Genomic DNA, 26880 nt, shown 5'->3' with positions numbered 1-26880 from the left:
ATTGGATTATGGGCGGGCGCGAGTTAATGCTGCGTTAATTCTGGGTATCAATAATCGCGTCTTTACTTCCACCGGCACGCATTGATGACCTTCTCGCTTACTTCGCATCGTCCGCTCCACCCGGTTCTCATGTCGCTGGTTTTGGCCCTTTGGTTGAGCACGGTTGGCAATGCGCCGCTGTGGATGGCCATGCTTGGCCTGCCCGAATCCAACACGCCAAGGGCTTGGCTTGGTGTTGCAGGTTTTGGCCTGGTGCTGTTGGCCGCGACGGTGGCATTCCTGAGTCTGGTGGTCTGGCCGCGGTGGCGCAAACCGGTCGGTCTTGTTTTGCTGGTAACGACCGCCTTCAGCAGCTATTTCATGTTCAGCTATGGCGTGGTCATCGACCCCAGCATGCTGGCCAATGCGGTTCAGACCGATGCGCGGGAGGTGCGCGATCTTTTGTCGTGGTCAATGCTGCCGGTCTTCATGCTGGGCGTGGCGCTGCCAGGCTGGTGGTGGTGGAAGCAACCGGTGCGGCAAATTCCTGTCAAGTCCCTTCTGGTCAGGCAAACCGGCCTGGCCGTGCTGGCCACTTTGGTCATGCTGGTGATGGTTTGGCTGTCGTTTCAGGACCTGGCCTCCACCATGCGCAACCACAAATCCTTGCGCTACATGGTCAACCCGTTCAACACGGTCTACGCCACCACGCGCCTCGTGTTAGGCCGGACGGCGCATGCCAGCCAGGCCGTTCAGCCGATTGGCGAGGATGCGACCCTGATGGGCAGCGCCAGTGACGTGGACAAGTCGCCCCTGATCGTGCTGGTGGTGGGTGAAACGGTGCGGGCCGCCAACGTCGGTCTGGCAGGTTATGCCCGTGACACCACGCCGCGCCTGAGGCAGTTGCAGGACCGTGGCGAACTGGTTTATTTTTCCAATGTTTCATCCTGCGGCACCAACACCCAGGTGTCGGTGCCTTGCATGTTTTCAGGCCTGGGTCGCGAGGCTTATGGAAAAACTGGTGCGCAATTCGAGAACCTGCTGGATGTGGTGCAACGTGCCGGCTTGGCGGTGTTGTGGCTGGACAACCAGTCGGGTTGCAAAGGCGTGTGTGATCGCGTGCCGCACGCTGAAATCCGCGAACTCAAAGACTCGGCGCTGTGCCCCGAAGGCGAATGCTTTGACGAAGAGATGTTGCGCGTGCTGCCGGAACGTCTGGCCCTGCTGGACCCGGTTCGGCGTGCGCGCGGCACCGTGGTCGTGATGCACCAAATGGGCAGCCATGGACCGGCCTATTACAAACGCACGCCCACTGACTTCAAGGTGTTCATGCCGGAGTGCCGAAGCAATGTGCTGCAGGAATGCTCCGGCCAGGAGATCGTCAACGCCTATGACAACTCGGTGCGTTACACCGACCATTTTCTGGGCCAGACCGTGGCGTGGCTGAAGGAACAAAAACGCCCGACGGCCTTGGTCTATGTCTCTGACCATGGCGAATCACTGGGCGAAAAAGGCTTGTACCTGCATGGCATGCCTCACGCCATGGCTCCCAAGGAACAAACCAGCGTGCCCATGGCCGCGTGGTTCTCCCAGCCCATGCTGGGCCGCCTGGGCTGGGATCAATCCTGCTGGCAGGGCCAGGCCACGCAGCCGATCACGCACGACAACCTGTTCAGCTCCATGCTGACGCTGGCCCAGGTACAGACGCATTTGTATGACCCACAGCTCGACGTCTTTTCCGCGTGCACATCAGCTCATCGGCAGGGTCAGGCCGTCGCTGGCTCGTCTGGCGTCAAAGGGCGCGAAACCCAGACCTTGCCCGTCACGGTTCAACTTTGATGAAGATGGGGTATGCCGGCCCAGCTGGATCTGGAGAGGCGAAACTGCCGCCCTGCGCACCCAGCCGTCGCACGGTGGATGCCTTCACGCGGGCTTTGCATGCCTTGTTGGCCTTGAGTTTTGTTGGCGCCTACAGCACCCGCGAAAGTGAGCTGTTTGGATGGATGCATGTGACATTGGGCTACACCATGGGCGGCTTGCTGCTGATGCGCCTGGCCTGGGGTTTGGCCGGCCCCCGCCATGCGCGCTTGTCGGCATTATTGGGTAAACTGCGGGGCCTTCGGACCTGGAGTCGCGGGGTCGGCAAGCTGCAAGTCGTCTGCATGGCTTTTTCCGTGGTCGTCTTGTTGCTGGTCATTGCGCCTGTGGTGGTCACGGGCTATGTCGCGAAACATGAGTTGACCGGTGAATGGATGGTGGCGGTTCACGAGTTTTTTGGCAACTTCTTGCTGTTGGCATTTTTGGCCCATGTTGGGGCGGTGATCGTGTTCAGTTTGCTGCGACGCCGAAACCTTGCAGTGCCGATGCTGACCGGGCGCGCGGCAGGTCCGGGGCCTGATTTGATTCGGTGCAACCATGTTTTTTTTGCGGTCTTGCTGCTGGGTTCGGTCTTGTCGTTCTGGGTGTGGCAGTGGCAACATGCATGGTGACATGGACATGAAGCCATGCAAACGCTGAGATCGGCTCTGCCCAGATCCAAGGTGTTAATTTATCGTTTTCTGTGACGTCAAATTCCTCACAAAACAGCCTAGAGCCGGAAAATAGACATCGGAAATAAATAAAATTTTCATTGTCAGTTCAGTAAGACCAATGCCCAGACGGTAACGAGATTGAGCAGGCAGATCAGGACCGAGGCGCTGCCAATGTCCTTGGCGCGCTTGGCAAGCGGGTGATCTTCGAGCGAGATGCGGTCGACCGTTGCTTCGATGGCTGAATTGAGCAACTCGACGATAAGAACCAAAAACACGCTTGAGATCATCAAAATCCGACCTGTCAGTTGGCTTTCTAGCCAAAAAGCAAGTGGAATCAAAACCACGGCGAGGACAACTTCCTGGCGGAAAGCATCTTCATGGCGAATGGCTTCGCGCAAGCCCGCGCAAGAGTAGCTGAATGCATTGACCAGGCGATTGATGCCTGTTTTTCCTTTGTAAGGGCTTTCCATTGGTTGTCTCTTAAATGTTGGCAACTTGACTTGCACCGGCTTTGGGAACTGCACCCGTTAAAACCAGTTCCATGATAAAGCAACATCCATTTTGCAAATTCCGATTTTGGTTCTGGAGTTGTTGCGCAATGCATCGGCTCAAGGCTTCATGTTCATTCGGAAAATTACAGAACGAATGTTGCACTACCTGCTCGTCACCGTTGAACGTCGCTCGCCAGCCGCGTTCGTCGCGACTGGAAGTCATGGATTGCGGCACGTCTGCTGCCAAAGGCTCGCCCTTGACAAAAAGTATGCGGCGCTTCTTGGCCGTGTCCCAGCGCAGTTCGACCGTCGCAGTGCCGTCGAAACCACGGCGAATCACCCAAGCCTCGCAGTAGCGTGTCTGCGTGAAGGCCGGTTCCCCGCGCTGAAAGTCATGCCTTCATCTGAAATGACGACTGTGGGCACGGTGCCGACCGACACGAACCGCTCCCCGACCGGAGTCGAATTGGTATCCAGGAAGCTGCCGGCCACGGACGACTGCTTAGGGTCTTCAAGAGCCAGTCCGAGGTTGGCATGGGCGGTCGCATTCCATTTTTGATGACAATCTGAAATTTCAAACTGCCTGCTCCAAAGCTGACGATCAGCATGGCCACTCCAGTCAAAAAGCAGGAGAGTTGAATTCCTTTTAACTACAAGGAGTTCATCATGGACGAATCTCGCAACAAGTCCCACCACGAACCGTGGAACAAGGACAAGCTGGTGGGCCAAAAGGCACCATTCAAGCTGAAGGAAATCTGGGCCATCCGCGTGCGATTGCAAGTCGAACATCGGGTCAGGGAGTTGGCCTTGTTTGATTTGGGGCTCGACAGCAAGCTACGGGCTTGCGATCTGGTCAAACTCAAGGTTCGCGACATCTGTCACGGTGATCGCGTGGCTGCGCGCGCCATCATCATGCAACAGAAGACTGCCAGACCAGTCCAATTCGAAATAACTGAGTCGACACGGGAAGCGGTGAGCGCCTGGATCAAAGACGCCAAACTGAAATCTGAAGACTTTCTCTTTCCAAGTCGAATCCATGCCTCTCCGCATTTGGGAACCCGTCAGTACGCACGCATCGTGGACAGTTGGGTGCAACAAATTGGCCTCGACCCAGCCTCCTACGGCACGCATTCCATGCGGCGGACCAAGGCATCGCTCATCTACCGGCGAACCAAAAATCTCCGGGCTGTGCAACTTTTACTTGGTCACGCCAAAATTGAAAGCACAGTGCGTTACCTGGGCATTGACGTTGATGACGCGCTGGAGATGGCAGAGGACACTGAGGCTTGACGCAACCGGGGATCACACAATTGGCGTGAAATATGGCGATTCGGCTCAGCAAGCTTTGGAGCTTCGGGCAAGCGCCTGATTTGATAGTCTTGATGCTGTTTACCCGCAACCGCTGAGCGTCAGCTTTGGAGCAGCCAGTTTGAGGTGTGAAATCGCCGTGGATGAGGGTCAGCTGCCACTCAAGATTTCACACCGTCGGACCTTTTAAGACCCATTGCGGCTGTACAGATCTCCAAACTGCATGATCTAAACCAGCCATTGGCATACTAGCCGACGGTCATCAATCCGGTGTAGCCGTCAACCAATCGAGATCACCATGTTAGACTTAGCTCGTCATTGGGGAGTAGCCGCTCTTCGCCTCGAAGAGGCTTACGTCAACACACTTGGCCCGCAGGTCATGGCGTAAGCAGTTCCCGCACCTGGCAAGACCTTTGACCACAACGCCTCCGACTTGGCCGGGGATGCGTGGTGGTCAATCGTTCGTATCCGGCCTGGAAACATTCATGGAATCTCTATTCGTCTCCACCGGAGTTGTCGCCCTTGCCGAAATTGGCGACAAGACTCAGCTCCTGGCATTCATCCTGGCTGCACGCTTTAAAAAGCCTGTTCCGATCATTCTGGGCATCTTGGTGGCAACCATCGTCAACCATGGCCTCGCAGGGGCATTGGGTGCCTGGATCACCAGCACAGTCACACCCGAAGTCTTGCGCTGGGTGCTTGGTATCTCGTTCATTGGCATGGCCGTCTGGACGATGATCCCCGACAAGATCGAAGAGGAGGAAACCCAGGTCGCCAAACGCTTTGGTGTTTTTGGTGCCACGCTGATCACCTTCTTCCTCGCAGAAATGGGTGACAAGACGCAGATTGCCACCGTTGCAATGGCCGCTCACTACGCATCACCGTTGCTGGTGGTGATCGGCACCACGCTGGGTATGTTGATCGCCGATGTGCCTGCTGTGTTTGTCGGTGACAAGCTTGCCGACAGAATCCCGATGAAGCTGGTGCATTCGATTGCCGCTGCGATCTTCGCGCTTCTGGGCATCGCCACTCTGCTGGGTGCAGGTTCCAGTCTCGGATTTTGAAAAGTAAATACATGCACACGGAAAACCTCTCTCGTTGGGTACACGACCATGTCTTTGATTCCGGCAGCGATGTTGCCGAACGCAGCACGCGCATCGTGATGTGGATCACAGCGGCCATGATGGTGGTCGAAATTACCGCTGGCTGGTGGTTCAACTCCATGGCCCTCTTGGCTGACGGTTGGCACATGAGTTCCCATGCCGTGGCAATCGGCCTGTCGACGCTGGCCTACTCGACGGCTCGCAAATATTCAAAAGATCCACGATTTGCGTTTGGCACCTGGAAGATTGAGGTGCTGGGCGGATTCGCCAGTGCGATATTCCTGCTTGGCGTTGCGGTCATGATGCTGGTCGGATCAACGGAGCGGATCATCACGCCCCAGTCAATCCAGTACAAAGAAGCGATCGTGATTGCCATTCTTGGACTGGTCGTCAACGTCGTCTGCGCTGTCATCCTCGGAAAAGCCCATCATCACGATCATGGTCACGGCCATTCGCATGGTCACGATCATCACCACGACCATGGAGACCATCACGACCTCAACCTGAAATCAGCCTACGTGCATGTGATTGCTGACGCCGCCACCTCGGTACTCGCCATCGTGGCCTTGTTTGGGGGATGGATCTACGGGTGGTCCTGGCTGGACCCGGTCATGGGAATGGTTGGTGCTGTATTGGTCGCAGTATGGGCCAAAGGACTCATCGTCGATACGGGCAAGGTGCTGCTTGACCGTGAGATGGATCATCCGGTGGTTGATGAAATTCGAGAAGTGGTGGAGACGGCTGCAGATTCAGGTGAGACGCGAATCACAGACCTGCACGTCTGGCGCGTGGGCAAGGCGGTCTATTCGTGCGCTTTGACTGTGGTGACCCACGATTTGACGCTGACCCCCGATGTTGTCCGTGAGCGGCTGTCGGTACACGAAGAAATTGTGCATTCCACCATCGAAATCCATCACTACTGCCCCGATGAGCATTCAAGAACTGCAAAATCGTTGGTATGAAGACTTTTTTCCTCTATCTCGCCACGGCGATTGCGGAAATTGTCGGCTGCTATTTGCCGTGGTTGTGGCTGCGACAAGGTAGCTCCGCATGGCTTCTTCTGCCTGCTGCGGCAAGTCTTGCCGCATTTGCCTGGCTTCTGACTCTGCATCCGGCTGCATCCGGACGGGTGTACGCAGCCTACGGCGGGGTCTACATCAGCGTTGCTATTGCCTGGCTTTGGGCTGTTGATGGCATACGCCCGTCCATCTGGGATGTGGCAGGTGTTGCCATCGCCTTGACGGGTATGTGCCTCATTGCCTTTCAACCACGCTAGACTTCCCGAATGCTGCCTGTGGTGAACGACACTTAACGCTGCGTTGCAGATCCAGAACTTTCTCCAGACTTGACGTTCGATTTTGGCGGACGACTTCATGAAATTTTGACCGGCTCCGGTAGGTAGAGTAGAGCTTTGGCGCGTTAGGTTCAGTGTAAGCGGCTACAGCAACAGCAGTTACATCCATCAACTTTCAGCCAAAAAAAAGCCCAGCGGGTAAGGTTGGGCAAATTCTTGTTCTCGCTGCTCAAGCTGAGACAAGCATCATGAAATCATCTCAGACTGTATCAGTCTGCCGTCGGCTACGTACACGGGTAAACCCTTGCTACATTGCCCTCACCATCGTATTCACGAATCAGGTTAAGAGCCCAGCAGTGAGGCCGGGTCAGTCTCTTTCGAACCACGCACAGACAGTGAAGCTACCGCCATCGAACCGGATTGCGCTTGATCGCCAAGAATGCATTCCCTCGAACGTCAACAGGGACATGGTTCAGCAGCACACTGAACTTTGCCTTCTTCCTCAGCCTTCATTCGATCCTGTATTGTCACGCTGTTACCAAAGCAGCACTGCCACTCCCTAAGCCGCGGCTAAGGCAACCCTAAGGCGAGCCTAAGTCCGAGTTCATACAGTTGCGCTCAGTTGGCTAGCAACCAACCTAGCCGTCACTGACCTCAACCAGCCATCAAAGGATCCATCATGAAATCAAGCATTACCGCTCTTTGCATCGCCGCCGGCCTCTTGGGGTCCAGCCTGTCATTTGCAGCTGCACCCGTAGCACCCGCAGCATCAACTGCCACGTCTGCAGCTGCCGGCACCTCTGCTTCGGCGACCACGCCTGCCAAGAAAACAGTCAAGAAGCACGCTGTGAAAAAGCATGCTGCGAAGAAAGTCGCCAAGAAGGCCTCTGCTGCGCAGTAATCGCCAATTGAAGGCGGGTGATGCCCGCCTCAAGAGGGTGGGTATTCTGCCCACTCAGTTTGACACTCACCGCCAACCTACATGGGAAACAAAATGAAATCTGTTCGTACTCTCTCTATCGCTGTCAGTATGTTTTGCTGCGCAGCAGCATTCGCACAAACTACAGCCCCCGCTGCAAAAGCCAGCGTACCTGTCACGACTTCTGCAGCGGCTACAGCAACGCTTGCCAAGCCTGCAACCACTGTGGCTGCAAAGACTGCAGTTCCCGCGGCAAGCGCCGCTGCCAAGACCTCAGTGACTGCAAAAACTGCAGTTGGTGGCGGAGCCGGCAAGGTCTGGGTAAATTCCGGATCTAAGGTCTACCACTGCGAAGGTTCAAAATTCTACGGTAAGACAAAGGCCGGTGAGTACATGACGGAAGCCGAGGCAAAGGCCAAGGGCAGCCACGCTGACCACGGCAAGGCTTGCACGAAATAACTCGACCTACTTTCAAAAAAGGGCGCAATAGCGCCCTTTTTTATTGATGTGCCGAACATGGGCACACTCATGCCATTCAGGCAAAGAACTTTCCCTTCAGCAGATTCATCCCCTGCGCCAAGAGATCTCCACCTTCAGGGAGTGTGCCGTTCGGTGTAAGCTTATCAATCACTTGTGGCAGATATTCAGCGAGGCGGGCTGACGCCTGATCGGGGTCAATGCCCAATTGGCTGGCAAAATTTTTGATTTGCTCGCTGCCCAGCACGCTTTGGATTTGTTCAGCGGAAATAGATTGATTTTGGCCCGTCGAGACCCAGGACTTAACAACTTCGCCCATACCACCTGCTTCAAAGGACTGAAGGATTCCAGAAATGCCACCGGTCTGAGGGTTGTTGACCAATTGCAGAATTGCGCCGAACGGTGAGCTACCGCCTTCGCCCTGTTGATCTGACAGACCTCCCGTTGCGCTAAGAATCTGATCGAACAAACCCATGATGAAGTCCTTTCGGAAAAAGTGAAGGCTGCAAGTTTACTGAATTACGGCCATGTTGCTTTTTGACAATCTAACGAAGCGTAACCATTACGTCGCATTGTTTTATATGGCTGATTGATCCACAATGTCCGCCGAATAATCGATAAAAACAACAACTCTGTAAGCATCGGGATTCATGAAGTGCTGTCACCGAAAAACATTGTCCGCATCACTTAACGAAAGCATCAAATGAGCATTGCATCTGACTTCAAAGAGTTTGCCATGAAAGGCAATGTGGTTGACCTCGCGGTGGGTGTCATCATTGGCGCGGCATTCGGCAAGATTGTTGATTCAATCGTCAAAGATCTCATCATGCCCTTGGTCGGCAGGGTCGTGGGCGGTCTTGATTTCTCCAACTACTTTATTCTGCTTTCTGACCCGCCAGCGGCATTCAAGGGCCCAATGACCTATGAGGCACTGACCAAGGCTGGCGTTCCGGTCTTCGCCTACGGAAACTTCATCACAGTGGCTGTGAACTTCGTGATCCTGGCATTCATCATCTTCATCATGATCCGACAGATTAACCGCATGAAGAAAGAATCGCCAACTGCACCACCACCGGCCACGCCGGAAGACATCGTACTGTTGCGGCAGATTCGCGATGCGCTATCAAAGTAATTCCTCCGATCTGTAGATTTGATTTTTGCCAATATCGGTTAGCTGTATTCTTGATTCAATTCCTGACACCCGAGGTTTAACCACCCAAGGCGACCTTTTAAAAGGACTCTCCTGTGAAAAAGATCACGAAATTCATTGTTGCTCTGAGTGTCGGGCTGGCCACGACATTTATTCAAGCCGCAGGACTGTCCGACATCAGTAGCAGTGATGCCAGTGCCAGCGTCAAGGAAGCACTGACGACGGGCGCCAAATACGCCGTGTCATCACTTGGCAAGGAAAATGGGTTCCTGGACAACAGCAAGGTCAAAATCCCATTGCCAGATCCGCTCAATCGCGTTGAAGGATTGTTGCGTACTTTTGGTATGGGAAAACAGGCCGACGAACTGATCGAAACGATGAACCATGCGGCCGAAGCTGCTGTCGCCCAAACTGGGCCAATTCTGTTGGATTCCATCAAGAAAATGTCAGTCAGAGACGCAAAAGACATTCTCACTGGTGGTGACGACAGCGTATCTCAGTATTTCAGACGAACGTCGAGCGACGCTTTGACACAGAAGTTCGGACCCATCGTCAAGAAGGCGACGCAAAAAGTGCAACTTGGCGATAAGTACAACAGCATCGCGGGAAAGGCCGCCAGCGTCGGCCTGATCGACCAGAAGAATGCCGATCTGGACAGTTATGTGACCCAGAAGAGTCTGGATGGATTATTCGCAGTGATTGCTGAACAAGAAAAGTCCTTGCGTTCAAACCCGCTGGGGGCAAGCAGCAGCTTGCTGAAGAAAGTCTTCGGTGCACTGTGATCAACATATCGACATCCAAATATTCCAGAATCTGACGTGGAGATGAGCCAGTCAGCAGGGCTGATTCTTCCCTATGTCAAGCTGCTGCATGGTTTGAACAATTGACAATAAGCAACACAAGCGAACGGTGTTTTGCCTAGGCTGCACGGTACGGCGCAGGGGATGCATTTGAAGGCCGTATCCGAATTAGACGGCGGGTCAGGCGGCTTGAAAAGATGATTGGCGCACCTTTTTTTGGAATGGAGCAATTCATGGACACCGGAAAAATTAGCACCTGGATGGATCAGGCACAGCCCATTCTGGTGGCCTTTGGCCTCAAGGTTATCGGCGCCATTGCCGTCTTTGTGGTGGGCCGCTGGCTAATCAGCCTGGTGACGAAGCTGGTCGGTGCCGCCATGACCCGGCAACAGCTGGACCCAACGGTGCAGCGCTACCTTGTGAGCTTCATCACGGTCGCGCTGAACATCATCCTGGTGGTCGCCATTCTGGGCTACTTCGGTGTCGAGACGACGTCATTTGCTGCCCTGGTTGCGGGTGCCGGAGTGGCAATTGGTGCGGCGTGGAGCGGATTGCTTGGCAATTTTGCGGCAGGCATCTTCCTGCTGGTGCTGCGCCCGTACCAGGTGACTGACTACGTGATGATTGGCGGCGTCGAAGGTACGGTGCTAGAGCTGGGTCTGTTTGGCACGACGCTCACCACGCCAGACAACGTCAAGACCATCGTCGGCAATGGCAAGATCATGGGCAGTGATATCAAAAATTACTCGGCCAATCCTTATCGGCGGGTTGAACTGGTGGCGCAACTCGCAGGCAGTGCCGATGTTCACAAGGCGATTGCTCTGTTGAAACAAGAGGTGTCGAAGGTGGCCAACACAAGCACGAGCCCGCCGGTCGACGTCGAGATCCTGGAATTCAACGAGTTTGGTCCCAAGCTGGCGGTGCGGCCTTATTGTCATACCGCGCACTACTGGCAAGTCTATTTCGATACCAACAAGACGATTGCTGATGCCCTAGGTGCTGCGGGCTTCCCGGTCGCTACCCACCCGGTCAAGGTCTACCCGGTCTGACATGAGCTCAGGCACAAATCGGGCGTGTCAGCGCGGAACATCGGGAAACAGTGCATCCAGTCAGCAGTATGAACGATGCGGTTAGATTGGCCATCTGTTGGTAAAAAAGTCCAGACAAGCCGATTCTTCGTTGAACTCGGGCTTGACCTTGTTCAGCTTCCTTGCTGCAGTTTATGCCACCGGCAATGATGGACTTGGCGCCAAGACTGCATTGATGTCGCTGGTTACATCGACAACATTGGTGGCTTGTGTCGCACGCTGCCAACGCCGCCAAATGTAGAAGGCGTCGGGTGTGATGTCGCTGCAGTGTCTTAATCTGTAGACCGTGCCGTTCTCAGTCAAGACAGTACGACTATCGGGGTCAACTGACACCAACGCACTGGTTACGCAGCCCTGTCTTGCATCGTGGCCGTCTTGAACCCGGCAAATACTGCCCACAATGTGATGGGTGCGTTCTGTACTGCCGGCTTGGAGCAATTCAAAACAGCGCCAATCGTGCAGATTGTCGATGTTCGCGGGCTGAGCGTCAGCTTTCTCGATGCTCTGTTTAGCCGATCTGCTTTTCATTTTTCCAGAAACACCATAGGGTCAAATGCAAGAATGTGAAGTCTATGGACATTTTGTTGCAGTCGTGTGTCGGTCACATAATTGACATGCTACAGCATCATATACCGCTCCAGATTTCAATGCGACTGGTTGGCTTTGGGTCTGGTCTGGACGATGGAGGCTGCGCCAAACAGTTTTCCAAGTCATTACCGACCTCAGACCCTTATGCACAGCTCATAGTTACTCCAGCTTTGCAGTGGATCCAGACCCGGAAACAACCAGCCACCGTGAAGCATCTATTCCTAGGCATGTGCAACGCGCCACCACACGCGCAGGCGCTCTAGCAGGACCGGAGAGATCATGGCGTACCGGTCCTTGGGGCCTTTGCCTTGCTCCACGCGCAGCGTCATGCGTTTGCTGTCAATGTCGCTGACTTTGAGCGCGACGACCTCGCCCACCTGTAATCCCGTGACGTAGGCCAGCGACAGTTCCGTCTGGTGTTTGATGTGACCGACATAGGCAATCAGGTGGGTTGCTGAATTTGATCTGGAACGTCAGTCAGCTACGCATTGGACCGATCCCGTGCTTAGGTACGCAAGGCTGAATTCTTTGATGAGGGTGCCGGCTGGTGGTCGACAAAGCCAACCACGCTTAAACATGAAGGAAGCGCAAATGCGAATGAAGAAGGGGGGTTTACTTCCCGGCGTTTTGGTGAGAGACTGAGCCCTCCAACTTAAAAGGAATACACCATGTCAGGTTATTTCGAGCTCAAATCCTCGGCAGGTGCCCAATTCATGTTCAACCTGAAGGCCGGGAACCACGAGGTAATATTGACAAGCGAGCGGTATGCGACCAAGGTGAGCGCTGAAAACGGCATTGCATCCGTCAAGGAAAACGCTGCATTTGACGAACGCTTCCAACGCAAGTTGTCAAAGGATAATTCGCCGTATTTCGTGTTGTTGGCCGCCAACGGACAGACCCTTGGCAAGAGTGAAATGTATTCTTCCAGCAAGGCAATGGAAGGCGGTATCGCGTCGGTCAAGGCGAATGCCCCAGGAGCTCCGACGAAAGTGCTGGAAGGGAAATGAGAGCGCCCTGACACTGATCACGGAGGCATAGACGCTGGGTGGCCGCCATTGGGTCTTATATATGGGAATTGGGCACGGCTTGTCGCAACCGACAGGGCTTCGTGATCGCCTAAGCGCGCAACCACAGTTGGCCCAGTAGCTGTTGCCGCCGGTACCAATGTGACTACCCATGCCGATTTTGACTGATCAGCGGCAAAATCTCGGCAACCTGCTCAAGCAGCTAGTTCTCACGCGGCATGGAGTGATCACTGACTTCTGACACCCTTGGTCAAATCACTATCGGCGGTAATAGTAGACCTATGTCAGCTCCCACTGCTCTGCCGACCGATACTGGCCACAACTGATCTCGTCCACGAATGACCGGTGACGATTTGTGAGGCCAGAAAAATGATGTGATTGGACCCGTGACGCCAATGACCGGTTACGAAATCCCAATGAAATCCAAGCCTTCGCCGCGACCGACCGCTTGCGCTGCACAACCGAATTCCGATTTTCCGGCCCCAATGTCAGCAATACGGTTCTGTCGTGGTCAATTGAAAGGCCGCTTTGTGGAACCCCACCGTCAATCCGGTGACCATCAGTTGAGCTGTTCAACAGCCGGTATCGGGCAGGCATTTCCAGAAAGTCATCGTCGGCAATGGGCACATTCTTCGCGATCACGACTGGCTGCTGTATGGAAGCTTGATTTATTGATTGTCGCAATGTCAAGTTTCGGGCGAGCACTTTATGGTCACAACTGGCTCTTCACAACCAGTGGCTACGTAGTTGAACGTCACCACTACGACAAACTAGATTGATCAGGAATCCAAACGCAAACGATATGTTTTAGAACTCAAAACTATGACTGTAGTTGTGCCACATTGATACAATGAACTCCATATGCCAACCCTATCAGGTCACACTAGATGAAGCGCTGCGTTGTCGGTATCCGCAGCCCCGGCGAGTCGGAAGTCACAGCCAAGGGCAAGGACGCTCCCACTGTTTGGTTTCCGTCGATGGCCACGATGGCAGCCGTGCTTTCGGAGGACAACCGGGCACTGTTACGCCTCATTCGTGATGCCAAGCCCAAGACGTTGACCGAGCTGGCTGCACTGTCCGGTCGTCAGGTGCCGAACCTGTCGCGCACGCTGCGGATGATGGAGGGTTACGGTCTGGTGGCGTTGAAGAAGAACATACGCGAAATCGAACCGATTACGCTGGCAACCAGTTTTACGATTCTGATTGATTAAGGGGCAATAATGACAAAGGGGGCGATGCGAGAAGGCGTGATTACCGAAGCAGATACCTGTCGCGAATTTGTGACCCCCCAATTGATTGAAGCGGGATGGTCTGCCTCTCCTCATACGATTGGCGAGCAGCGCACCTTCACCAATGGCCGGATCATCGTAACTGGTGGGCAGGTTCGGCGCGGCAAGCAAAAACGGGCAGATTACCTGCTCTATTTCCGCCGCGATTTTCCTTTGGCCGTGGTCGAAGCCAAAGAAATCAGCCTTCCGGCAGAGAGCGGTGTCCAACAAGCCCGAGACTATGCCGAAATCCTGGGCCTCAAGTTTGCCTATGCCACCAACGGTCATCGCATCATTGAAATCGACTACACCACAGGCACCGAGCAGGAAGTAGAGCGCTACGCAACGCCCGCCGAGCTATTTGCCCGGCTGACGGCGGCGGCACAATTGCCAGCGTCGGCAACGGCTCATCTCCTGGAGCCTTTCAATCTGGCTTCCGGCAAAGTGCCACGCTATTACCAGCAGATAGCCATCCATCGCGTGATCGAGGCCATTTTGCTCGGCCAGAAGCGGATTCTGGCAACGCTCGCCACCGGCACCGGAAAGACCTGTATTGCTTTTCAGTTGTGTTGGAAACTCTGGCACAGCCGCTGGAATAGCACCGGTGAATACCGCCGCCCAAAAATTCTGTTTCTGGCTGATCGCAACCTCCTGGTGGATGATCCGATGGCCAAGATGTTTGCGCCCTTTGGTGATGCCCGTCACAAGATCGTCGGTGGTGATGTCAGCCAGAGCCGCGACATGTACTTTGGTATCTATCAGGCGCTGACCACAGCCAATGACGAAGTTTTTCGTCAGTACCGGCCAGATTTTTTCGACCTGATCATCATCGACGAATGCCATCGGGGTTCGAGTCGCGACGAAAGCAGTTGGCGTGCTGTGCTGGATTACTTCGAACCAGCGGTGCAGTTCGGAATGACGGCAACGCCACTGCGAGAAGAGTCGCGTGACTCCTATGACTATTTCGGCAACCCGGTCTATACCTACAGCTTGCGACAAGGTATTGAGGATGGCTTCCTTGCGCCTTACCGCGTTCACCGCGTCATCACCACCGTGGATGCCGCTGGCTGGCGGCCCAGCAAAGACGAGATGGATCGGTATGGTCGCGAAGTGCCTGACGATGAATACCAGACCAAGGACTTCGAGCGAGTTGTTGCGTTGCGCTCGCGTACCCGGGCAATGGCCAAACACCTCACGGACTTTCTCAAGGGCACAGACCGTTTTGCCAAGACGCTGATATTTTGTGTCGATCAGGAGCACGCCGCAGAAATGCGCCAGGAGCTGCTGAACCTGAACAGCGACTTGGTCAAAAAATACCCCGACTACGTCTGCCGCGTCACCGCAGATGAAGGGGCCATTGGGCTGACGCATCTGTCGCACTTTCAGGATGTAGACAAACCTACGCCGGTCATCCTCACCACCTCGCAGTTGCTCACCACCGGCGTCGATGCCGAGATGGTCAAAAACGTCGTGCTGGCCCGCGTCGTCGGCTCCCGCTCAGAGTTCAAGCAGATTATCGGGCGCGGTACGCGACTCAAGGTCGATTACGGAAAGGAATACTTCAACATCATCGACTTCACCGGCACTGCCACCAGCCATTTTGCCGACCCGGATTTCGATGGCGATCCCGCACGCATTGAAGAGGTGATCGTCAACGAATCCGGCGAGCAGATCAGCGCTACCGAGACGGAACCGGAACCTTCGCCGGAAGACTTGCCTCTGGAATACGAGACCACAGAAGAACAGATCGGCCCCGGCGCAGGCCTCATGGTCAGCGAGCCGCCCGTCGAACCGCGCAAGTTCTACATTGATGGCGGCGAAGTCGAAGTCATCGGCCATCTGGTCTATGACCTCGACACCGACGGCAAAAAACTGCAGGTCGTTCGCTATACCGAATACTCCGGCCGCGCCCTGCGATCGATGTACCCCACTCGCGACGCGCTTCTTTCAGCGTGGGCCAACCCGGACACCCGTACTGAAGTACTGCGCGAACTGACCGAGCGCGGCATCAGCTTCGCAGAGCTGGCCGCCAGTAGCGACCAGCCCGACGCCGATCCTTTTGATCTGCTGTGTCATCTGGCGTGGAACGCACCACTACTCACCCGCCGCCAGCGCGCAGATAAAGCTCGCCGTGCCACGCAGGACCTGTTCAGTGAGTACGGCGAAACTGCTCGCGAGGTGCTATCGCTGCTGCTCGACAAATACATCGAGCGCGGCATCATCCAGTTCAACACGCTGTCCGACCTGATGAAGATTCAGCCCTTCGATCGCTTCGGGTCTCCGCCTGAGATTGCCAACCGCTATTTTGGTGGCGTCAAAGGCTTGAAAGACGCCGTATCGCGTCTGCAGACAGCGATCTACCAGTAACGAACCCAATTCCGAGAACCTCATTCAATGGCAAAAATCCCAACAGAAAAGAAGCAACGGGTTCTGCGCAAAACCAAAACAGCACTGACCACGCGTGAAAACCTGTCCGCGCTGATTGGTACGGCGCGCAAGATTCTGCGCAAGGACAAGGGCCTCAATGGCGATGTGGATCGTCTGCCGTTGCTCACTTGGGTGATGTTCCTCAAGTTTCTCGACGACCTTGAAATCGCTCACGAAGAAGAAGCCGAGCTGGATGGCAAGCCCTACCAGCCCATCATCGAAGCACCCTACCGCTGGCGTGATTGGGCGGCGCGCGAAGATGGCATCACCGGCGACGAACTGCTGGCCTTCATTAGCCAGGAGCAAACGGTGCGCGCCAACGGTAGCAGCGGTCCAGGTTTGTTCGTCTATTTGCGTAGTCTGGCGGGCGAAAGCGAAAAAGGCAGCCAGCGCGAGGTGGTGGCCAACGTCTTCAAGGGTGTTCAAAACCGCATGGTCAGCGGCTACCTGCTACGCGACATCGTCAACAAAATTCACGGCATCCATTTCAGTGCCAGCGAAGAAATCCACACCCTTTCGCACCTGTACGAATCCATGCTGCGCGAAATGCGCGATGCGGCGGGCGATGCCGGGGAGTTCTACACGCCGCGCCCGGTTGTGCGCTTCATGGTGCAAGTCAGCGACCCGCGTCTGGGCGAAACCGTGCTTGACCCGGCCTGCGGCACCGGCGGCTTTCTGGTGGAAGCCTACGATCACATCGCGCCACAAGTGAGCACACCCGATGAGCGTCGCGCCCTGCAACGATCAAGCCTGTACGGCCAAGAAGCCAAACCGTTGCCTTATATGCTGGCACAGATGAACCTGCTGCTGCACGGTCTGGAAGCACCGCAGATCGCCTACGGCAACACACTGGAGCGACGCGTCAGCGAAATCGGCCACAGCGAGCGCGTCGATGTCATCCTCACCAATCCGCCTTTCGGCGGAGAAGAAGAGGCCGGCATCAAAGCCAACTTCCCTCCCAATATGCAGACCGCAGAAACCGCACTGCTGTTTCTGCAATACATCATGCGCAAACTGCGCGTCGCCGGTTTCGGCGCCGATCGCGGCGGTCGGGCTGCCGTGGTGGTGCCCAACGGCACCCTGTTTGGCGATGGTGTCTGTGCCGTTATCAAAGAGGAAATGCTCAAGGAATTCCGCCTGCACACCGTCGTGCGCCTGCCGCAGGGTGTGTTCGCACCGTACACAGACATTCCGGCCAATCTGCTGTTCTTCGAGCGCGGCGGCCCGACCGATACCATCTGGTACTACGAGTTGCCGCTGCCTGAAGGCCGCAAGAAATACAGCAAAACCGCCCCCTTGCAATTCGACGAATTCGCCGCTGCGCAAGCTTGGTGGAATGCCCGCCAAGAAACCCCGCAAGCTTGGAAGATAGATTTCGCCGCCAAGCGCAGCGCCGCCATTGACGCCGCCACACCCCACTGGCAGCGCGCCGAAGCCGAACACACAGCGGCGTTGGCATTGGGCAAGCCGCTGCGCCAGCTTGAGCAGGACATCAGCGCCGAAAAAGGCAATAAATCCGCGCTGCAGGAGCGCCTGCGCACGCTCAAGGCACAGCAACAGGTGCATGAACAAACGGCCAAATCGGCGCAGGCAGAAGGCGATGCGCTCTACTGGCCAATCTACAACCTCGACCTGAAAAACCCCCACGCCAAAGCAGGCTTGGAACACGCCGACCCCAAAGATCTGATCGCCCGTATGCGCGGCCACGAGGTCGAGGTGATGCGCCTGCTGGGTGAGATCGAAGTGCTGGTGAATGAGGTGCAGGCATGAGCAAGCTTGTGCACCCCAGCGCCGACTACAGCGGCATGCATGGCGACATCGTCGCCTTGCTGGAAGCCGCCCGTCGCACGGCTGCCCGCAACGTCAATGCGCTGATGACCGCCAGCTATTGGGAAATCGGTCGCCGTATTGTCGAATTTGAGCAGGGTGGGCAAGAGCGGGCGGAGTATGGCGAAGCCTTACTCTTGCGTCTTGCAGAAGATTTGTCAGCCCGTTTTGGATCGGGGTTCAGTAGGCGCAATCTGCAACAAATGCGCCTGTTCTATTTGGCATGGCCAACGGAACAGATTTGGCAGACACCGTCTGCCAAATCGTCCGTCTCTCCAACCCCCCAGCCATCGTCAGTTGAATTTCTGGCCTTGGCCAATTTCGAGACACGGTCTCGGAATTCCATTGACCTGCCGTCCCTTGCCAAAGCATTCCCCTTGCCCTGGTCAGCCTACGTTCGATTGCTCTCGGTCAAAAACGAGATGGCCCGCCGTTTTTACGAAACCGAAGCCTTGCGCTGCGGCTGGTCGGTGCGCCAACTGGATAGGCAAGTCAACAGCCAGTTCTACGAACGCATTGCCCTCTCGCGCAACAAGGCCGCCATGCTGAAAAAGGCCGAAGCAGCCCAGCCGGACGATGTCGTTACACCAGAGCAGGCCATCAAAGACCCGTTCGTTCTGGAGTTCCTCAACCTCAAGGACGAATACTCCGAATCCGAGCTTGAAGAGGCATTGATTCACCATCTGGCCGACTTTTTGCTGGAATTGGGCGACGACTTCAGCTTCGTTGGCCGCCAGCGCCGCCTGCGTCTTGACGATACGTGGTTCCGCGTCGATCTGCTGTTTTTCCACCGCCAGCTCAAGTGTCTGGTGGTCATCGACCTCAAGATCGGCAAGTTCAGCTACGCCGATGCCGGGCAGATGCACATGTATTTGAACTACGCCCGTGAGCATTGGATGAAGCCGGGCGAGAACCCGCCGGTGGGGCTGGTCCTGTGCGCTGGCAAGGGCTCGGCAGAAGCTCATTACGCACTGGAAGGATTGTCTACCAAAGTATTGACCGCTGAATACCAGACCGTGCTGCCAGATGAAAAACTGTTAGCTGACGAACTGGACAGGACACGGCGGGAACTGGAGGCACGGCGTATAGGCCGTGCGGGCGATACGGAGGCCACGGAATGAAATCCGGCCTGAAAGTTCAGTTGGGGCAAGACAGCCATACGCCCTATCTCACACTCGCTGAAGTAGCCCCCTTGGTGCGCCGCGAAGTGAGCATTGACCCAGACACCACCTACATCGAACTCGGCGTCCGCAGTTTTCACAAAGGCACGTTTCATCGCCGCACGCTGAAGGGCGCCGAATTTACCTGGCAAGGGTTGTACCGCATCCACCAAGACGATCTGGTCTTCAGCAACATCATGGCGTGGGAGGGGGCAGTGGCAATGGCTAAGCCAGAAGATGATGGGTGCATTGGCAACCATCGCATGCTGACTTGCGCCTGCGATCCCGGCCGCATCAACCCAGCGTTCCTGGCGCACTACTTCAAGACCGCTGAAGGAATGGTGAAGCTGGTAGGTGCATCCACCGGCACTGTCGCTCGCAATCGGACATTAACCGCCACATCGTTGGCAAAAATTATGGTACCGGTGCCAGCCTTAAGCACCCAAGATCGTGTCGTGCAGCATTTCAAGGAGCTGACCGAGAAAACCCGTGAACTTGAAGCGCATCTGGATGCCGTCGAACGCGATGCCGAACACCTTCTGGCCTTGCGCTTCCGCGATGCGATTGCCCATGCCCCGCTGCGGCCAATGGCGGAAGTTGCACCCGTCGTTCGCCGCAATGTTGAGATCGACATATCACTGCGCTACCGCGAGCTTGGTGCGCGCTCCTTTGGTAAGGGCTTGTTCATTAAACCTGACTTCGATGGCGCTGAAGCGACATGGCAAAAGCCCGTTTGGATCAAGGCTGGCGATTTGGTTCTCAGCAACATCAAGGCTTGGGAAGGGGCTATTGGGGTTGCAAGAGAGATACACGATGGATGTATCGCATCTCATCGCTACATTGCTTGCGTTCCCGATGCTGAGTTGGCCACAGCCGGATTTCTTGCCTACTACCTTTTGAGCGAAGACGGCCTGGAGAAAATCGGCTTTGCATCGCCAGGCACCGCTGACCGAAATCGAACTTTGAGTCTGGGCAATCTCGGGAAAATCGAAGTGCCCACTCCGTCGTTGGCCACGCAACAAACCTTCGATCGCCTGCAAACCGACATCACCGCACTCAAAGCCAAACACTCCGCCATCCGCGCCGCCAATGCCGCGCTGCTGCCCGCGACGCTGGAACGTGTATTTTCGGAACCGGCCTGACGATGCAGTTTGTTCAGCACGGCCCAGACATTCCCAATCCGCTCACGGCGCTGCAAACCGAAAACGCCAGACTGATCGCGCTGCTGGACAGTCACGGTATCGAATGGCGTTTGACGCATCAGCCAATTCCGCCTGAACCAACGCCGCCCGTCCCGGAGCCGGAACCATCCCGTCTTTCCACCGCCGAAAAAGTGGCGCTGTTTCGTCGGCTGTTTTGTGGCCGCACGGATGTCTACCCCATCCGCTGGGAAAGCAAAACAACCGGCAAGTCCGGCTACGCACCGGCTTGTGGCAATGAGTGGCTGGCCGGTGTTTGCGAAAAGCCGCGTATCAAATGCGGGGAATGCAACAACCGTCTGCTGATTCCGTTGTCGGATCAGGTGATCTACGAGCATCTCGCAGGCAAACGCACCATTGGCGTCTATCCGCTGCTGGCCGATGACACCTGCCATTTCCTCGCCGCGGATTTCGACGAGGCGGAATGGCGGGAGGATGCCAGTGCGTTTTACCAGTCGTGTCACGAACTGGGCGTGCCGGTCGCCCTCGAGATTTCGCGCTCCGGCAACGGTGCACACGCGTGGGTTTTCTTCTCGGGTAGCGTGTCTGCACGTGATGCGCGCCGACTCGGCACAGCCATCATCAGCCACACCTGCGCCCGCACCCGCCAACTCAAGCTCGAATCCTACGACCGTTTGTTCCCCAATCAGGATTCAATGCCCAAAGGCGGTTTCGGTAATCTGATCGCGCTGCCACTGCAGAAGCATCCGCGTGAGAAGGGGTTCAGTGTGTTCGTCGATGCTGACCTGCGACCGTACCGGGATCAATGGGCGTTTCTGGCTGCCGTCGTGCCGATGCCTGCACACGATATCGAACCCACTATCCTGCGGGCGACGGGCAATGCGCACCCACTCGATGTCACGTTCATCGATGAGGAAGATCAAAAGGAGCCGTGGAAACGATCCGCATCCGCCAGCAAGAAGCTGGTCGGGTTGATGCCGAAATCGCTCACGGTAACACTGGCCAACCTGGTCTATTTTGAGAAGTCACAACTGCCGCAGTCACTGGCCAACCGACTGATTCGTTTGGCGGCCTTTCAGAATCCGGAGTTTTACAAGAAACAGGCGATGCGCTTCTCTGTGTGGGATGAACCGCGCATCATCGGCTGCGCCGAAAACTATCCCAATCACATTGCATTGCCACGTGGCTGCCTGGATGCTGCGCTGGAGCTACTTCGTGACAACGCCATTGGCTGCGAGCTGATCGACGAGCGATACGTAGGTTCGCCGCTGGACGTGGCTTTTGCCGGTACTTTGCGGCTGGATCAAGAATTCGCCGTAACCGCCATGCTGCATCACGATGCAGGCGTGCTGTGCGCGCCGACGGCCTTTGGCAAAACAGTCACGGCTGCTGCGATGATTGCGCGCCGTGGCGTCAACACGCTGGTGCTGGTGCATCGAACCGAACTGCTCAAACAATGGCAGGAGCGCTTGCAATCATTCTTGGGTGTTGGCAAAGGCGTGGTTGGCACCATAGGTGCCGGCAAGGTCAAGCCGACAGGCAAAGTCGATATCGCGGTGATGCAATCATTGTCGCGCCAGGGAGAAGTGAATCTGCTGGTCGAAAACTACGGTCACGTGATTGTGGACGAATGCCATCATGTCGGCGCGGCGTCATTCGATGCGATTTTGAAGCAGGCCAAAGCCAAATACGTGCTCGGCTTGACGGCAACACCGATTCGCCGCGATGGCCAGCAGCCGATTATTTTCATGCAATGCGGGCCAACTCGCCACACCGCCGCCAAGCCCTCGGGTGCGCCGCACGACCTGGCTGTCACGCCGTGCACATTGCACTCGCGGATTGACTTGCCTCCGGATTCTGGAATTCAGGATGTATTCCGGCACCTTGCCATTGACCAAGCCCGAACGGCCACGATTGCCGCCGAAGTCATCAATGCCTATGGACAAGGCCGGAAGGTATTGGTGCTGACCGAGCGCACCGAACATCTCGATGCCATCCAAACGGCCTTGGGCGACGAGGTGCCATCTTTGTTTGTCCTGCACGGGCGGATAGCCAAAAAGCAGCGCGCCACCCTGATCGCGAAACTCAATACGCTGCCACCCGATGCCCCGCGTGTTCTGCTTGCGACTGGCAAGCTGGTTGGTGAAGGATTCGACCATCCGCCGCTTGATACCTTGGTGCTGGCCATGCCAGTTTCGTGGAAGGGAACGTTGCAGCAATATGCAGGCCGACTTCACCGCGAGCACGCCACCAAGACCGACGTGCGCATCATCGACTTCGTGGACACCGGTCACCCGGCGCTGCTGCGGATGTGGGACAAACGCCAGCGTGGATACCGGGCGATGGGCTACCGGATGAATGAAAAACCGATGTAAGTTGACGCGAGACCTGCGCCATTCCTGACATGTCCCACGTCGTTGCCTGCAATCTTGGTTGACACCCACCAAGCACGTTTGGCCAACCACGTGTGTTTGGGTGCTTAGCAAGGCGCGCAGTCACCCAGGCAAGCCGCCTGACACCCCTGCAAGCCATGATCGAGCACCTCGGCCAGATCACCAGCGGGCAGGTCTGAACCAGGCCGCTGCCAAGCCGGGCAAGCTGGACTTGCGCATCGCACGTATATGGATGGTGACGAACGACGTGCCCCGTGCCCTATCGCCAGGTCAGAAGACCGTGCGAATTGTTGACCAATGGGGTTTCAGACCACAGAGCGTTCCACTGTTCATTAACGTTTTCAACGCAAGGAAAGACATGAAAGCCCAAGTAAACCCGCCCGCACCACCCGCTGAAACCCTGCTGCGCCTGCCCGCAGTGGTGGCACGTGTCGGGCTTCAAAAATCAGCGATTTACGAGATGATCAATCGCAACCCACCCGCATTCCCGCGCCCCCTGAAACTGAGCCGACGCGCCGTGTGCTGGCCAGCATCCAAGATCGACCAATGGATTGCCGAGCGCATCCAAGCAGCCGAGCGGTCATGATCGACGCATGGACTGCGGGACACGCGTCATGGACACCATCAATGCAGACCAGGCTGGTCAGGTGCTCACCAGCGTCATGCCAGCGAAGCGAGCCAGTACGACTGCACGCCAGGCCAGCGTGCCCAGTGATGCGTCAGGTGGCAGCGGGGATGATGGCTGCAACGGTAGCAACTATGAACGCATGTTCGACCCGTTCACGGTTGACGATAACGGCGTGTGGTTTTGCGGTGCCGACCAGGACGGCAAACGCAAACCGCCTGAATGGCTTTGCAGCCGCTTGGATGTTGAGGCGTTGACCCGCGACCAGGACGGCGGCGGCTGGGGTTACCTGCTGGCCTTTGCCGATCCGCTGGGGCACCGCAAGACCTGGGCTATGCCCGCTCGCATGCTCAGCGCTGACGGCGGCGAGTACCGCGCCACACTGCTGAACATGGGCCTGCGCATCGCTACCACGCAACGCGCACGCACACGGTTGACTCATTACATTCAAACTCGCACGCCTGAAAGCTTTGCAAGCTGCACCGACCGCATCGGCTGGCATGGCCGCGCTTTTGTGCTGCCAAAGGAAACCATCGGCGATGATGCTGAGCGCATCGTTTTTCAGAGTGACAACCCGGTGGAAAACACGTTTCGCGTCAAGGGCACACCCGACCAATGGCGCGTGCGTGTAGGCGCCTTGTGTGTTGGCAATTCGCGTCTGACCTTTGCGGTGGCGTGTGCTTTTGCCGGGCCACTGCTGCGCCCGGCGGGTATGGAGAGTGGCGGGTTTCATTACCGGGGTGATTCATCAAGCGGCAAAACCACGGCACTGAAAGCGGCCGCCAGCGTCTACGGTGGTGCCAGCTATTTGCAGCGCTGGCGCAGCACCGACAACGCACTTGAAGCCACGGCGGCGCAACACTGCGATGGGCTGCTGATTCTTGACGAACTGGCTCAGATCGACCCCAAGACGGCGGGCGAATGCGCCTACATGCTGGCCAATGAACAAGGCAAAGCCCGCGCCACCCGCACTGGCACGCCACGCGCCCGCCAGGTATGGCGGCTGCTGTTCCTGTCTGCTGGCGAAGTGGGTTTGTCAGATCACATGGCCGAGGGCATGAAGCGCACCCGCACCGGGCAAGAAGTGCGCATGGCCGACATTCCCGCCGATGCCGGGGCCGGGCTGGGCGCCTTTGAAAACCTGCACGGCAAGGAAGGCGGTGCAGCCTTTGCAAAGCACATCACCGTGCAAACCCAAACGGTGTACGGAGCCACCGGCCGCGCCTGGCTGCATTGGTTGACTGAACATTCCGACACCCTGAAGGCGGGCATTCACAACGCATCAGACGCCCTGGCGCAATTGATGATCCCCAAGGATTGCAGCGGGCAGGTTGAGCGGGTGGGTGCACGCTTTGCACTGGTGGGTGCCGCTGGCGAGATGGCAACGGCGGCGGGACTGACCGGCTGGTCAGTGGGCGAGAGCGAACGTGCCGCTCGTTGCTGCTTCAATGCCTGGCTGACTGCCCGCGGTGGCATCGGCAATGGCGAGATCGTGACCATGTTGCGGCAAGTGCGGCGATTCTTGGAGCTCAACGCTGAGGGCCGCTTTGCCATGTGGCACCGGGGCAGCGATGACCAGGCCCCCAAGACTTTGAGCCGAGCGGGCGTGCGGCGGATGTTGAACGATGATGGTCAGCCCATCAAAGGTAATTCGCAATTGGGCACCGCGTTTGGCGACCGAATGCCGGCGACGCTGGGTGAGGGTGTGAGCTTTGAATATTTCATTCTGTCCGAGACATTCAAAGCCGAGGTTTGCCAAGGCTTCGACCATAAGATGGTGGCCCGTGTGCTGCTCGATCATGGCTGCCTGATGCCCGACAAAGGCCGTGCATTCGACTGTAGACCGCGCCTGCCTGGCATTGGCAATACGTGGTGTTACCGCATACCGCCTGGGATCTTTGCGCTTGATTTGTGATCGTCACGAAATGGCAGGTGCCATGAACCTGATGGCCAGCCGATCCCGGTGGTCAAAGCGGCGCAAATGACCGGGCGTTAGCGAAAGCCCTTGAAACTGACTGCAGCCCAAGTGCCCCCGGTCAAGGTGGGGGCAGAATTCGTCAATACTGACAATCAGTTAGGGTAGTTATCCACAGTTGCCCCCAGTGCCCCCACTTCTTTTGTCTATACCCCGAAGAAAAACGTCCCTGAAGCTTGGCGAATGCTGACAAAAATACCCCCAGTTTGTGCCGCAAGTACCCCCGATTTGGGGGTACTTTTGCGCAAGTTTCCTCCAGCTTCGCGCCCTGGCCAGCGAGAGCGCATCAGGCGCTAAGCCGGGGAAACCCGGCAAATCGAATGAGTCACGGCCCACGTCTTGGCCATATACCCCCAATTGTTTAAAAAATACCCCCAAATGTACCCCCGTGTTTGTCTGGAACGTGCCAAACTATGGCGAACGTCACTGAACGCAAAAAGCAGGTTTTCATAGGGGAAAATAAAAAAGCCGGATGGTAAAAAACCAATCCGGCTTCAAATCTGGTCCCGCCGACAGGAATCGAACCTGTATTTCACGCTTAGGAGGCATGCGCACTGTCCATTGTGCTACGGTGGGAATGCCTGATTTTACCGGCTGAATCCAAGCTGTTCGGCTTTTGCCTGTCCGGAAATTGATGGTGCGAAGACTCTGAAGTGATCGGGGTCTGGGACCTTGTGAATTTTTTCGTTGGCCCCCTCGTTTCTTCAGCGCATCTGCAGAGTTTTCACTTTGCAGGCCCTGAAGAAAACGGCGTTACCTACTGTCAAACGATGGCACTATTTTGAGAGCGCATCGCGAATCTGCCGCAACAGCACGATGTCCTCCGGCGTGGCCGGTGGTGGCGCAGCAGGCGCCGGTGGCGCTGCTTTCTTCATGCGGTTGATCTGGCGGATCATGATGAAAATGATGAACGCCAGGATCAAGAAGTTCACAGCCACAGAGATGAAGTTCCCGTAAGCGAATAGCGGCACGCCAGCTTTCGTCAGCGCCTCATAGGTCATTGGCCCATTAAATGCAGCAGGCGGGTCGGAAAGCAGTAGAAAGTAGTTGGAAAAATCGAGGCCGCCCACGGCTTTGCCAACCAGCGGCATGATCAGATCTTTGACGATTGAATCGACAATTTTGCCGAATGCGGCACCAATGATGACACCGACCGCAAGATCGACGACATTGCCCTTCAAGGCAAACTCTTTGAATTCAGATGCAATACTCATGTGATGCTTTCATTAAATAGTGTGGACAATAATTTCCTGTAGCAACTCATCGCAAGTGGAAGAATACACCAGAACTGG

25 protein-coding genes, 1 tRNA gene, 1 pseudogene and 1 riboswitch are annotated in these 26880 nt (G+C 56.2%); of the genes and pseudogenes, 20 read left to right on the top strand and 7 right to left on the bottom strand.

The features are described from left to right. Positions 1 to 84 precede the first annotated feature (84 nt). Together NDJ10_RS07440 and NDJ10_RS07435 are read left to right on the top strand one after the other, a co-directional pair. A complete protein-coding gene (locus NDJ10_RS07440; RefSeq protein WP_296160683.1) occupies positions 85 to 1818 on the top strand; it encodes a phosphoethanolamine--lipid A transferase in 1734 nt (577 codons plus the stop codon). A 74-nt stretch (positions 1819 to 1892) separates the two neighbouring features. Then, positions 1893 to 2468 (top strand): cytochrome b/b6 domain-containing protein, encoded by a 576-nt coding sequence (locus NDJ10_RS07435; RefSeq protein ID WP_296160681.1) that lies wholly within the window; start codon positions 1893 to 1895, stop codon positions 2466 to 2468. 143 nt (positions 2469 to 2611) lie between these two features. Here NDJ10_RS07435 and NDJ10_RS07430 read toward each other — a convergent pair whose 3' ends face one another. Both NDJ10_RS07430 and NDJ10_RS07425 read right to left on the bottom strand, forming a co-directional pair. Further along, on the bottom strand, positions 2612 to 2980 hold the full coding sequence (locus tag NDJ10_RS07430; RefSeq protein ID WP_296160679.1) for a diacylglycerol kinase: 369 nt from the start codon (positions 2978 to 2980) through the stop codon (positions 2612 to 2614). Positions 2981 to 2990: 10 nt separating this feature from the next. Further along, positions 2991 to 3341 (bottom strand): hypothetical protein, encoded by a 351-nt coding sequence (locus NDJ10_RS07425; protein ID WP_296160678.1) that lies wholly within the window; start codon positions 3339 to 3341, stop codon positions 2991 to 2993. Positions 3342 to 3667: 326 nt separating this feature from the next. On the opposite strand from NDJ10_RS07425, the gene NDJ10_RS07420 reads away from it, so the two are divergent. The 6 genes from NDJ10_RS07420 to NDJ10_RS07395 all read left to right on the top strand — a co-directional run bounded on the left by NDJ10_RS07420 (position 3668) and on the right by NDJ10_RS07395 (position 8084). Then, on the top strand, positions 3668 to 4291 hold the full coding sequence (locus NDJ10_RS07420; RefSeq protein ID WP_296160677.1) for a tyrosine-type recombinase/integrase: 624 nt from the start codon (positions 3668 to 3670) through the stop codon (positions 4289 to 4291). Between the two features lie 326 nt (positions 4292 to 4617). Further along, a riboswitch (yybP-ykoY riboswitch) is annotated at positions 4618 to 4790 on the top strand. Between the two features lie 4 nt (positions 4791 to 4794). Further along, on the top strand, positions 4795 to 5373 hold the full coding sequence (locus NDJ10_RS07415; protein WP_296160753.1) for a TMEM165/GDT1 family protein: 579 nt from the start codon (positions 4795 to 4797) through the stop codon (positions 5371 to 5373). 11 nt (positions 5374 to 5384) lie between these two features. Next, positions 5385 to 6374: a CDF family Co(II)/Ni(II) efflux transporter DmeF gene (dmeF, locus tag NDJ10_RS07410; RefSeq protein WP_296160674.1), complete on the top strand. Its 990-nt coding sequence runs from the start codon at positions 5385 to 5387 to the stop codon at positions 6372 to 6374. Continuing rightward, a complete protein-coding gene (locus NDJ10_RS07405; RefSeq protein ID WP_296160671.1) occupies positions 6371 to 6688 on the top strand; it encodes a YnfA family protein in 318 nt (105 codons plus the stop codon). Before dmeF ends, NDJ10_RS07405 begins: the two co-directional genes overlap by 4 nt. 697 nt (positions 6689 to 7385) lie before the next feature. Then, complete coding sequence (locus NDJ10_RS07400) at positions 7386 to 7607, top strand: hypothetical protein (protein WP_296160670.1); 222 nt, start codon at positions 7386 to 7388, stop codon at positions 7605 to 7607. A 93-nt stretch (positions 7608 to 7700) separates the two neighbouring features. Continuing rightward, on the top strand, positions 7701 to 8084 hold the full coding sequence (locus NDJ10_RS07395) for a signal protein (protein WP_296160668.1): 384 nt from the start codon (positions 7701 to 7703) through the stop codon (positions 8082 to 8084). A gap of 76 nt (positions 8085 to 8160) precedes the next feature. Here NDJ10_RS07395 and NDJ10_RS07390 read toward each other — a convergent pair whose 3' ends face one another. Next, complete coding sequence (locus tag NDJ10_RS07390) at positions 8161 to 8577, bottom strand: YidB family protein (protein ID WP_296160665.1); 417 nt, start codon at positions 8575 to 8577, stop codon at positions 8161 to 8163. 228 nt (positions 8578 to 8805) lie between these two features. Here NDJ10_RS07390 and mscL (NDJ10_RS07385) point away from each other — a divergent pair, with 228 nt between their 5' ends. The 3 genes from mscL (NDJ10_RS07385) to NDJ10_RS07375 all read left to right on the top strand — a co-directional run bounded on the left by mscL (NDJ10_RS07385) (position 8806) and on the right by NDJ10_RS07375 (position 11101). Then, on the top strand, positions 8806 to 9234 hold the full coding sequence (gene mscL / locus NDJ10_RS07385) for a large conductance mechanosensitive channel protein MscL (RefSeq protein WP_296160663.1): 429 nt from the start codon (positions 8806 to 8808) through the stop codon (positions 9232 to 9234). Between the two features lie 113 nt (positions 9235 to 9347). Then, entirely contained in the window at positions 9348 to 10034 is a 687-nt protein-coding gene (locus NDJ10_RS07380; protein ID WP_296160662.1) for a DUF4197 domain-containing protein, read from the top strand. 251 nt (positions 10035 to 10285) lie between these two features. Beyond that, positions 10286 to 11101 (top strand): mechanosensitive ion channel family protein, encoded by an 816-nt coding sequence (locus NDJ10_RS07375; RefSeq protein ID WP_296160660.1) that lies wholly within the window; start codon positions 10286 to 10288, stop codon positions 11099 to 11101. Positions 11102 to 11272: 171 nt separating this feature from the next. Here the strand turns inward: NDJ10_RS07375 and NDJ10_RS07370 are convergent, their stop codons facing one another. Continuing rightward, positions 11273 to 11668 carry a hypothetical protein gene (locus NDJ10_RS07370; protein WP_296160658.1) on the bottom strand — a complete coding sequence of 132 codons (396 nt, stop codon included), beginning with the start codon at positions 11666 to 11668 and terminating at the stop codon, positions 11273 to 11275. Between the two features lie 284 nt (positions 11669 to 11952). Next, positions 11953 to 12174 (bottom strand): annotated as a pseudogene (locus tag NDJ10_RS07365) (tyrosine-type recombinase/integrase); the annotation flags it as partial. Positions 12175 to 12396: 222 nt separating this feature from the next. Between NDJ10_RS07365 and NDJ10_RS07360 the strand changes: the two are divergent. The 9 genes from NDJ10_RS07360 to NDJ10_RS07320 all read left to right on the top strand — a co-directional run bounded on the left by NDJ10_RS07360 (position 12397) and on the right by NDJ10_RS07320 (position 25528). After that, complete coding sequence (locus NDJ10_RS07360; RefSeq protein WP_296160656.1) at positions 12397 to 12735, top strand: YegP family protein; 339 nt, start codon at positions 12397 to 12399, stop codon at positions 12733 to 12735. Positions 12736 to 13640: 905 nt separating this feature from the next. Continuing rightward, positions 13641 to 13964 carry a MarR family transcriptional regulator gene (locus NDJ10_RS07355; protein ID WP_296160654.1) on the top strand — a complete coding sequence of 108 codons (324 nt, stop codon included), beginning with the start codon at positions 13641 to 13643 and terminating at the stop codon, positions 13962 to 13964. Between the two features lie 24 nt (positions 13965 to 13988). Further along, positions 13989 to 16388: an EcoAI/FtnUII family type I restriction enzme subunit R gene (gene hsdR / locus NDJ10_RS07350; RefSeq protein WP_363318693.1), complete on the top strand. Its 2400-nt coding sequence runs from the start codon at positions 13989 to 13991 to the stop codon at positions 16386 to 16388. Between the two features lie 27 nt (positions 16389 to 16415). Continuing rightward, positions 16416 to 18218: a class I SAM-dependent DNA methyltransferase gene (locus NDJ10_RS07345; RefSeq protein WP_296160649.1), complete on the top strand. Its 1803-nt coding sequence runs from the start codon at positions 16416 to 16418 to the stop codon at positions 18216 to 18218. After that, complete coding sequence (locus NDJ10_RS07340; RefSeq protein WP_296160648.1) at positions 18215 to 19396, top strand: PDDEXK nuclease domain-containing protein; 1182 nt, start codon at positions 18215 to 18217, stop codon at positions 19394 to 19396. The genes NDJ10_RS07345 and NDJ10_RS07340 overlap by 4 nt, the downstream gene beginning before the upstream one ends. After that, positions 19393 to 20577, top strand: a complete 1185-nt coding sequence (locus tag NDJ10_RS07335) for a restriction endonuclease subunit S (RefSeq protein ID WP_296160647.1) — start codon at positions 19393 to 19395, stop codon at positions 20575 to 20577. Before NDJ10_RS07340 ends, NDJ10_RS07335 begins: the two co-directional genes overlap by 4 nt. 2 nt (positions 20578 to 20579) lie before the next feature. Then, positions 20580 to 22970 carry a DEAD/DEAH box helicase family protein gene (locus NDJ10_RS07330; RefSeq protein ID WP_296160645.1) on the top strand — a complete coding sequence of 797 codons (2391 nt, stop codon included), beginning with the start codon at positions 20580 to 20582 and terminating at the stop codon, positions 22968 to 22970. A 376-nt stretch (positions 22971 to 23346) separates the two neighbouring features. Then, on the top strand, positions 23347 to 23574 hold the full coding sequence (locus NDJ10_RS07325) for an AlpA family phage regulatory protein (protein WP_296160643.1): 228 nt from the start codon (positions 23347 to 23349) through the stop codon (positions 23572 to 23574). Positions 23575 to 23602: 28 nt separating this feature from the next. Beyond that, positions 23603 to 25528: a DUF927 domain-containing protein gene (locus tag NDJ10_RS07320; protein ID WP_296160641.1), complete on the top strand. Its 1926-nt coding sequence runs from the start codon at positions 23603 to 23605 to the stop codon at positions 25526 to 25528. A 561-nt stretch (positions 25529 to 26089) separates the two neighbouring features. Here NDJ10_RS07320 and NDJ10_RS07315 read toward each other — a convergent pair. Together NDJ10_RS07315 and mscL (NDJ10_RS07310) are read right to left on the bottom strand one after the other, a co-directional pair. Beyond that, a tRNA-Arg gene (locus tag NDJ10_RS07315) sits at positions 26090 to 26164 on the bottom strand. Between the two features lie 200 nt (positions 26165 to 26364). Then, positions 26365 to 26802 carry a large conductance mechanosensitive channel protein MscL gene (mscL, locus tag NDJ10_RS07310; RefSeq protein ID WP_296160639.1) on the bottom strand — a complete coding sequence of 146 codons (438 nt, stop codon included), beginning with the start codon at positions 26800 to 26802 and terminating at the stop codon, positions 26365 to 26367. Positions 26803 to 26880 lie beyond the last annotated feature (78 nt).

Source organism: Rhodoferax sp. (assembly GCF_023700745.1).
Lineage (GTDB): Bacteria > Pseudomonadota > Gammaproteobacteria > Burkholderiales > Burkholderiaceae_C > Rhodoferax.
The sequence above is the reverse complement of the archived record's forward strand: the minus strand, read 5'-3'. Positions and strand labels throughout refer to the sequence as shown.

Excerpts from the sequence above, each read along its gene's own strand:
- NDJ10_RS07440 (WP_296160683.1), top strand. The coding sequence starts at position 85 with ATGACCTTCTCGCTTACTTCGCATCGTCCGCTCCACCCGGTTCTCATG.
- NDJ10_RS07430 (WP_296160679.1), bottom strand. The coding sequence starts at position 2,980 with ATGGAAAGCCCTTACAAAGGAAAAACAGGCATCAATCGCCTGGTCAAT.
- NDJ10_RS07420 (WP_296160677.1), top strand. The coding sequence starts at position 3,668 with ATGGACGAATCTCGCAACAAGTCCCACCACGAACCGTGGAACAAGGAC.
- NDJ10_RS07415 (WP_296160753.1), top strand. The coding sequence starts at position 4,795 with ATGGAATCTCTATTCGTCTCCACCGGAGTTGTCGCCCTTGCCGAAATT.
- dmeF (WP_296160674.1), top strand. The coding sequence starts at position 5,385 with ATGCACACGGAAAACCTCTCTCGTTGGGTACACGACCATGTCTTTGAT.
- NDJ10_RS07405 (WP_296160671.1), top strand. The coding sequence starts at position 6,371 with ATGAAGACTTTTTTCCTCTATCTCGCCACGGCGATTGCGGAAATTGTC.
- NDJ10_RS07400 (WP_296160670.1), top strand. The coding sequence starts at position 7,386 with ATGAAATCAAGCATTACCGCTCTTTGCATCGCCGCCGGCCTCTTGGGG.
- NDJ10_RS07395 (WP_296160668.1), top strand. The coding sequence starts at position 7,701 with ATGAAATCTGTTCGTACTCTCTCTATCGCTGTCAGTATGTTTTGCTGC.
- NDJ10_RS07390 (WP_296160665.1), bottom strand. The coding sequence starts at position 8,577 with ATGGGTTTGTTCGATCAGATTCTTAGCGCAACGGGAGGTCTGTCAGAT.
- mscL (WP_296160663.1), top strand. The coding sequence starts at position 8,806 with ATGAGCATTGCATCTGACTTCAAAGAGTTTGCCATGAAAGGCAATGTG.
- NDJ10_RS07375 (WP_296160660.1), top strand. The coding sequence starts at position 10,286 with ATGGACACCGGAAAAATTAGCACCTGGATGGATCAGGCACAGCCCATT.
- NDJ10_RS07370 (WP_296160658.1), bottom strand. The coding sequence starts at position 11,668 with ATGAAAAGCAGATCGGCTAAACAGAGCATCGAGAAAGCTGACGCTCAG.
- NDJ10_RS07360 (WP_296160656.1), top strand. The coding sequence starts at position 12,397 with ATGTCAGGTTATTTCGAGCTCAAATCCTCGGCAGGTGCCCAATTCATG.
- NDJ10_RS07355 (WP_296160654.1), top strand. The coding sequence starts at position 13,641 with ATGAAGCGCTGCGTTGTCGGTATCCGCAGCCCCGGCGAGTCGGAAGTC.
- hsdR (WP_363318693.1), top strand. The coding sequence starts at position 13,989 with ATGCGAGAAGGCGTGATTACCGAAGCAGATACCTGTCGCGAATTTGTG.
- NDJ10_RS07345 (WP_296160649.1), top strand. The coding sequence starts at position 16,416 with ATGGCAAAAATCCCAACAGAAAAGAAGCAACGGGTTCTGCGCAAAACC.
- NDJ10_RS07340 (WP_296160648.1), top strand. The coding sequence starts at position 18,215 with ATGAGCAAGCTTGTGCACCCCAGCGCCGACTACAGCGGCATGCATGGC.
- NDJ10_RS07335 (WP_296160647.1), top strand. The coding sequence starts at position 19,393 with ATGAAATCCGGCCTGAAAGTTCAGTTGGGGCAAGACAGCCATACGCCC.
- NDJ10_RS07330 (WP_296160645.1), top strand. The coding sequence starts at position 20,580 with ATGCAGTTTGTTCAGCACGGCCCAGACATTCCCAATCCGCTCACGGCG.
- NDJ10_RS07325 (WP_296160643.1), top strand. The coding sequence starts at position 23,347 with ATGAAAGCCCAAGTAAACCCGCCCGCACCACCCGCTGAAACCCTGCTG.
- NDJ10_RS07320 (WP_296160641.1), top strand. The coding sequence starts at position 23,603 with ATGGACACCATCAATGCAGACCAGGCTGGTCAGGTGCTCACCAGCGTC.
- mscL (WP_296160639.1), bottom strand. The coding sequence starts at position 26,802 with ATGAGTATTGCATCTGAATTCAAAGAGTTTGCCTTGAAGGGCAATGTC.